This is a genomic window from uncultured Roseovarius sp. (genome assembly GCF_913054395.1).
Lineage (GTDB): Bacteria > Pseudomonadota > Alphaproteobacteria > Rhodobacterales > Rhodobacteraceae > Roseovarius.
This window is the reverse complement of sequence record NZ_CAJXIP010000148.1, coordinates 1-7,679: the sequence shown is the minus strand read 5'-3', so window position 1 is coordinate 7,679 and position 7,679 is coordinate 1. Positions and strand designations below refer to the sequence as shown.

Annotated in this window: 3 protein-coding genes; 2 read left to right on the top strand and 1 reads right to left on the bottom strand. The window is 54.6% G+C overall.

The genetic code is table 11. The features are described from left to right. Positions 1–77 precede the first annotated feature (77 nt). On the top strand, positions 78–5,402 hold the full coding sequence (locus QZ522_RS15925; RefSeq protein ID WP_294613772.1) for a DUF3320 domain-containing protein: 5,325 nt from the start codon (positions 78–80) through the stop codon (positions 5,400–5,402). A 169-nt stretch (positions 5,403–5,571) separates the two neighbouring features. On the opposite strand, the gene QZ522_RS15920 is transcribed toward QZ522_RS15925, so the two are convergent. Further along, on the bottom strand, positions 5,572–6,165 hold the full coding sequence (locus QZ522_RS15920) for a flavodoxin family protein (protein WP_294613769.1): 594 nt from the start codon (positions 6,163–6,165) through the stop codon (positions 5,572–5,574). A 192-nt stretch (positions 6,166–6,357) separates the two neighbouring features. On the opposite strand from QZ522_RS15920, the gene QZ522_RS15915 reads away from it, so the two are divergent. Continuing rightward, the gene (locus QZ522_RS15915) at positions 6,358–7,239 is read left to right on the top strand and encodes a LysR family transcriptional regulator (protein ID WP_294613766.1); all 882 of its coding nucleotides are present in this window, start codon (positions 6,358–6,360) and stop codon (positions 7,237–7,239) included. The last annotated feature ends 440 nt before the right edge of the window (positions 7,240–7,679 follow it).

Below are 7,679 nucleotides of genomic sequence, written 5' to 3'. Positions count from 1 at the left end.
CGCCCAACGATGCGGTTGTAGCAACCATCCTCAAAGAAGCTTCCCTTCAATTGGAGCGCAGTGGCCAAGATGGATCTATGGAAGGCTATCAGTCGGGCAATCCGCAGCGGGCCTGGATGCTGGCCGGTGCGATTTGGTCGGCAATGACTGGGATGGGCCTGACGTATGCCAATCCCCCTGCGTCCTTTGAGGTGGATGGCCAGAAAGTGCGTCCGCCTAGCCGCATTCGAAGGGAGGGGCTTGCCACCTGTCTTGATAGCTCGCTGCTGCTTGCTGCAGCTTGGGAGCAGGCAGGACTGAACCCAGTTATTCTTTTCAGTGAAGGCCACGCGTGGGCTGGTGTCTGGATTACCAAACGTGATTTCGGACAGGTCACGGAACCTGACGTTGTTACAGTACGCAAGGCATCTCAGGCAAAAGAATTCATTCCAGTTGAAACGACGCTATTGGCGCGGCGTCCCACCATCGGATTTGAGGAAGCCGTCGAAGCTGGCCGAGTTCGGCTTGCAGAGGACCGAGAGCACGAATTCCGTATGGCCGTCGACATAACACGAGCTCGCTCCGCAAAGATTCGCCCGCTGGCCAGCCATGTGGTGGACGAGCACGGAGAGGCTGAACAGATAGAGGCCGCACCAGCAAAACTTCCTTCGCCAATCGATTTAGGATTACTGCCTGCTGAATTGGTCGATTCCGTTCCCAACACACCCAAAGGCCGGATCGAGCGATGGCAAGCAAAGCTCCTTGATCTTTCTCTTCGCAACAGGCTGCTGAACTTCAAGCAGAGCAAGCAAACAGTGCCCTGCATGGTGCCTGATGTGGGTACACTTGAGGACACGTTAGCCGCGGACAAACCACTTCGCACCTACCCTCTGATGGAAGATGACCCCATCGGTGAGCGCCAGCTTTCGCCACAAGACAAGGATGCGATAATTAAGAGCGCCGTCGAAGATGCTTTCCGGCGCGGACAGATCACAGTGCCACTTGATCGTAAGGAAACCGAGAACCGGCTGCTCAGTCTATTCCGCAAAGCCAAGAGTGACCTGCAAGAAGGCGGTACTAACACACTCTTTCTTGCTGCCGGTTTTTTGCGCTGGCAGCGCGAAGGTGATAAAAGGAGCTATCGCGCGCCACTTCTACTTGTGCCGGTCAAGCTCGAACGAAAATCGGCGCGATCAGAATTCACGATTATTCACCATGAAGACGAAGTCCGCTTCAATTCCACTTTGTTGGAGTTTCTTAAACGTGACTTCGACCTTACCCTTCCCGAACTGGAGGGCGATTTGCCCCGCGACGAGAGCGGCATCGATGTACCACTCATCTTCGAATGGATGCGTTCGCGGGTTCGTGATGTTCCTGGTTTCGAAGTGGTGGAAGAAATCTCAATATCAACTTTCTCCTTCACTAAGTTTCTTATGTGGAAGGACCTAGTCGATCGCACCGATCAGTTGCGAAACAACCGGCTCGTCGCACACTTGGTGGATAATCCTGAAAAACACTTCGAATCCGGTCAGGAAAATCCGGTAGTTCCAAATGAAATTGATCGTCGCGTTGTTCCTAGGGACCTAGTAACACCTCTTCCTGCTGACAGCTCTCAGCTTGCAGCAGTGTTAGCTGCATCTGAAGGACATGACTTCGTTTTGGTCGGGCCGCCCGGAACCGGCAAAAGTCAGACTATCGCAAATATCATTTGCCAGTGCATCGCTCACGATAAAACTGTGCTCTTTGTAGCTGAAAAGGCGGCAGCCCTTGACGTAGTGCAGCGTCGACTTGCGGCGAATGGACTGGGTGATGCCGTCCTTGAACTCCATTCCAACAAAACCGACCGAAAGCGCGTGCTCACACAGCTGGGGCGCGGCTGGGACAGAGCTTCAGTTGCAAATGAGCAAGAATGGTTGGATGTGACGGAGAGACTCCGCATAAAGCGCGACCAGCTGAACACTTATGTTGAGGCCGTCCATGCCCGGGGGTCGCAGGGCTTTTCGGTCTTCGAAGCCGTGTCTTGGACGGCTGCGGCGCCAAGCGGGTTAACACTCCAATTCGATAACAAGGATGCGCACGACACGCAGAGTTTCTATCGAATTCTTGAGATAGCGGAAGAACTCGGACGTACACATGCCGCTATTGGCAGTGGCCCATTGCTTCCGCTCATCGGGATAGCGGAATGGTCGTATGCTTGGGAAGAAGAAATTGTTGATCGCGCAACGTCGCTCCGAGGGGTTGCAGAACGCGCCATGCGATCAGCTGCCAATACCGAGACTAAATTGGCTCTTAGGCCAGATGCGTCAGGCTCACCTGAGCGACGCCGAATTTTGCAGTCAGTGGCCTGCCGGATTGAGCCTGACGCGAAGGACTTGAGAACGGTTCCCAGGATTTCTAACGGTGATCTTGGAACGGAGATTGATCGTTTCAAGGCTACAACTGTTGCGCTAAAAAAAGCAAAGAACCGCATGCAGGCCAACTACAGCGAGGAAAATCTCAGACGGCTGCCGGTCAAACAGCTGGATGCAGAGTGGCGCGCGGGCGAAGCCTCGTTCTGGCCTTTCTCGGCGCTAAAAAAGCGTAAAGTACGCAAGCTTCTACAAACCTATGTAACAACGGGCTACGCAGCCCCTGATGAGGATTTGCCAGCCATACTGGACGCGCGTACCCAGATTGAAGTGCTTAACCAAATTCCTGTCGCCGCCCTCGCTGGCGAAGCCCGGTCGGTCGAACAGCTCGAGTGTTGCGTTGCGCAGGCGGCATCTCTGCGAGAAGCGCTGGGCAACGCACAATCGGAAGTCTCAGACACTGTTGCATTCGGTGCCATCGTTGCGGAACTTGAGGAAGGTCCCGAAGGTGAATTGCGCCGGGTGTTGGAAGACTTGCAGACGACCAACAAAGAATTGGATGCCGCTATCGAGGATTTCGAAAAGTCTGGTGGCCAGATGGTTTCGGACATGCCCCTGCGCGATCTTGTTGAAGCCTTGGACCAGACGCTTGCGCAACGCGCTCGACTTGCTGACTGGACACGCTGGCTCGATGTCAGGGCGCGCGCAGATGCGGCAGGCCTCTCTCTGATTGCTGATGCGATGGAGGCGGATGAGCTGAAGGGGAATGCCGTAGACGAGTGCCGCCGTGCATATGCCCGCTGGTGGTTGCCACTTGCAATGGATGCTTCCGAGCCACTTCGCCGCTTCGCCCATTGGGAGCATCAGGATGTTATAGCCGCTTTTAGGGAACTGGACGATGAAGCTGCAAGGATTGCCCCGATCGAGGTGATGCGCAGAATTCATCACCGTCTCCCAGCTCCTGATGGCGTTCCGAGAAACTCTGAATTGGGAGTCCTACGACATCAGCTTGGGCTTCAACGCCCTTCTATGGCGATCCGGAACTTGCTGGAAAATCTTGGAGATACACTTCCTAAACTTGCGCCCTGTGTGTTGATGTCGCCGCTTTCGATCGCCCAGTATCTTCCCGCCGGGCAGGCCGCTTTCGACGTTGTTATTTTTGACGAGGCGTCACAGATCACGACATGGGACGCTATCGGCGCAATTGCACGCGGAAAGCAGTCGATCATCGTGGGCGATCCCAAACAGCTTCCTCCAACAAACTTCTTTGGACGCTCCGACGACGGAGAGGGCGACGATGGTGATGGTGATGGTGGCGGTATGATGGGTGATATGCCTTCTATCTTGGATGAGGTTGCCACGGCGGGCATTCCTACCCGCCGCCTTAACTGGCACTACCGCAGCCGGGACGAGGCTCTCATCGCTTTCTCGAACCATTTTTACTACGATGGAGGGCTCGTCACATTTCCGGCGCCGACGACGGATAGCGAAGCGGTCCAATTCCACAAGATTGACGGCACCTATGCGCGCGGAGCTGGTCGAACTAATGCGGATGAAGCCAAGTCAATCGTTGAGATGATACGTCAGCGCCTAACCGCATGGCTAAAGCTTCCGGAAAAAGAGCGGCCAACACTTGGCGTAATTACGTTCAACGCACAGCAACAGGGCCTTATTCTTGATTTGCTGGATCAAGTTCGCCGCAACAATTCCGACCTAGAATGGTTCTTTGCGGACGAGCGAGAGGAACCAGTGATTGTGAAGAACCTTGAGAACATCCAAGGCGATGAACGCGACGTTATGTTGTTCTCTATTACTTTCGCGCCCGATCTCTCCGGCAAGCTTACAATGAACTTTGGCGCGCTTAACTCCGATGGAGGCGAGAAGCGACTCAATGTTGCCGTTACGCGAGCGCGAAGTGAGTTGCACGTTTTCGCCTCCTTGACGCATGATCAGATTGACCTGTCTCGAACCCGCGCAACAGGTGTCCGAGATCTGAAAACCTTCTTGGATTATGCTGAACGCGGCGCGATCGCTCTTCCCGCCCGTGACGAGGGGTCTCTCGGCCCCGCGGAAAACCCTTTTGAAGAGGCTATAGCTGAAGCCTTCCGTGCCAAGGGCTGGGAAGTTCGCACCCAAATTGGCGTTTCCGGCTTTCGCATTGATTTGGGCATAGTAAACCCTGATCGAGCGGGCGCATACCTTGCCGGTATTGAATGCGATGGTGCGACCTATCATAGTTCTGCGACGGCTCGGGACCGAGACAAAGTACGTCAGGCCGTTCTCGAACATCTAGGGTGGACGATTTTAAGGATTTGGTCAACGGATTGGTTCCGCAATCCGTCGGCAGTGGTCGAACGGCTAAACGAAAACCTTGATAAACTTCTCGCCGCACATCGATCTATAACAGACGACGCCGAAACGCTTTCCGAACCGGTTCTCGAGCCCAATGAACCTCTGGCTCTGCCCATGCCGCGGGATCATGAAGAAGAGACGGAGTCAAAGGGTGTTTCGACTGATATACCTAACAATAAAGGGCAGAAAAGGCTCTTCGCCGAGGTGGCATCTGACCTTGCCCGTTCGCCGGAAACGGTTTCCAACACCGACGTTCCAGCGGCGGATCCCAACCGCTTCTTCGATCTGGACTACTTGGGTGAGCTTCGTCAGATTGTGCAAGATATCCTTATTAATCACGCGCCCATTCCGCTGCGCAACCTGGGGCGGGCTGTAGCCCATCGTCATGGTTGGCAACGCACTGGACGTAGGATCATGAAACGGGTCGAAAGTGCACTCGGAGACGCAGAGGTTTACGATGAATTTGGCGTGCCATTTGTATGGGGTCCTGACACCTTTGAGAACCGGAAAAAATTCCGTGGTCTCTCAGGTCGTTCCATACAGGACGTTTCGAGGGCAGAAATTGCGACAGTGCTTGACGAGATTGGTGAGGACTTGTCTGCTTCAGATGACCCGATCGGTGACTTGGCACGCCACATGGGGGTAAACCGTGTAAGTAGTTCGGCGAGAGAGTATCTTTTGAGCATCAAAAACTGGTACGATCAGCATATGATTGAGTTGTAGATCGGGAACAGGCGAGGTCATCAGGCTTGCTCTCTTGAAGTGCGTCCATTCGGTAAGGAAAAACAGTAGCTCCCGAGGTATCCAAATAGCGAGCCTCGGGATGAACCGAGGCCCGGCTTGTCGTTGCTTTCGCGCCGGAAGTGACGGCGCATATGTTATTAACCTTGTTTCAGGCAGCCGCTGTCTCAACTCTCTGGCCGGAACGCCATCGATGCGCGGTCTCTGCGACGCGGCGGCCAAGGTATTCGGCGGTTCTGAGATCCGAGCCCGTTGGTGCAACTTCGGGCGAAACATCAGCATCCGCCTGGGACATAGCGCCCAGAAACCCGCCGAGGCGGTTCAGATCATCCGGAGAGCCTGTGCTGGTGTTGTTTCCCGGCGGCAATCCCAGTCCGACCCAGACCATGCCGTGCTGCATGGCGAAGTGGTTGATCTGTTGAAGCGTAGCCAGTTTGTCGCCGCTCATGCCGGCTGAATTGGTGAAACCCGCAGCCAGCTTGTTGGTCCATCGGCCTTCGAGCCACCGGCCCGACGTTTCGTCTAGAAACGATTTGAATTGCGCGGATGCACTTCCGAAATATGTTGGAGTGCCGAAGATGACAGCGTCGGCCGCGTCAATTACATCCCAATTCTTCTCGCGCTCTTCGACCGGTATCAGAGCGACGTCTGCACCGACAACTTTGCTCGCGCCGCGGTAAACCGCTTCTGCCTGAACTGCCGTGTGGCCGTATCCACTGTGGTAGACGATTACTATCTTCGCCATTGCTTTCTCCATTTGAGTTGCGTCGACCGTGCCGGCCGGATTGCCTTGACATGCGACACCAAAGCTTCGGAGTAGAGTTTCATCCGAAACTCCGGCGGGATGTCTCGCACGGACATATCGACGAAGATCAGCAGTTGATAATATCGAGTTTTCATGATTTTGATCTTAAATGTAGATCAAGAGAGTTGCCACATGACATTAGATCAACTCGTAGTCCTCGATGCGATCGTCGCCTCCGGAACCTTCCGCGGGGCAGCTGATCGGCTAAACAAGGCACAGTCCGCCGTCAGCCATCAAATCAAGAAGCTTGAGGGTGAACTCGGGTTCGATCTCTTCTTGCGGGATGCCTATAGACCAAAGTTGTCACCGGAAGGTGAAGTTTTCTTTCGTGAAGCAACTCGGGTTCTGGAACAGATTCATGAATTGAAAACTGTCGCAGCCGGGCTCCGGAGTGAGCAAGAGCCCATGATTTCGATCGCGATGACAGCTACGATGTCGCTGAATCCAATCTTGAACATCTTGGGAGAGGTCGGCCGAGCCTTTCCCGGAACACATATCAAGCTGGTGACTGAAATGATGGGCGGCCCGTTGGCGCGTCTCATGGAAGGTCATGCCGACCTGATCATCGCGGGACTTGACGGGGTGCCCATCGACGAGGTCGAAACACTCCCGGTCGGTTCGATTACGATCCGCCCCGTGGCCAGCCCCGGATTTCCAGCAGCCGAGCGATCAGGGGTGAGGTCACGTCGCGAGATGCAGAGCTACACTCAAGTCATCGTATCGGGAACGGGCGGCAAGGACTACGACCAAAGCCGCGACCTGCTCTCTGGCGGGCAGCGTTGGACTGTCTCGGACTTTCAGGCAAAAAAGTCGATCATCAAGGCAGGCATGGGGTGGGGTGGAATTCCGGAGCACTTGATGACCGAAGAACTGGCGGCAGGCGAGCTCGTTCCCTTGGCTGTAGAGGGCTATCCTCCGCGCCATACCGAAATATTCGCAATTAGACGCCGGGACCGCTCGATGGGTAAGGTCATGTCGAGCATCTGGGAAAGGTTGGCGGAAAAAGCGCGTTAAGGCGCGAGATCGAAAGTCGCGCTTGAAGCTTTTATTGAAACCGACCAGATGGGCCCAGCTTCGGCGCCAGCCGCTTATTGCGCACGCGGTCAGTTACAGAGGTTTTGTCGGCGTCGTGTGCCCAAAACCACCTTGGCACGCGCCGACATGCTTGATGACGCTCTGCGCGCATTATGCACCTCACATGATCTAATATTATGATCTTGATCATGATAACTTAATATTATCTTGGGATGGTTTTTGTTGCTACGTCCGGACGGACTACTGAAACGGAGCATCTAATGAAACTTTATTCCAAATCTTGGGTTCGCGGCTTCGCCGAACCGAGCGCGTCGAACAAACTCAAGGCTCGGCCCATAACGAAAACCATCTTTGATACCGGAGATATTGAACGATGACCGCGTCACATGAAACCAAAATACGGGAGCTCATGAAGCTCT

What these genes read in the sequence shown, in the direction of transcription:
- QZ522_RS15925 (WP_294613772.1), top strand. Translation starts at nt 78, where the DNA reads ATGGAAGGCTATCAGTCGGGCAATCCGCAGCGGGCCTGGATGCTGGCC.
- QZ522_RS15920 (WP_294613769.1), bottom strand. Translation starts at nt 6,165, where the DNA reads ATGGCGAAGATAGTAATCGTCTACCACAGTGGATACGGCCACACGGCA.
- QZ522_RS15915 (WP_294613766.1), top strand. Translation starts at nt 6,358, where the DNA reads ATGACATTAGATCAACTCGTAGTCCTCGATGCGATCGTCGCCTCCGGA.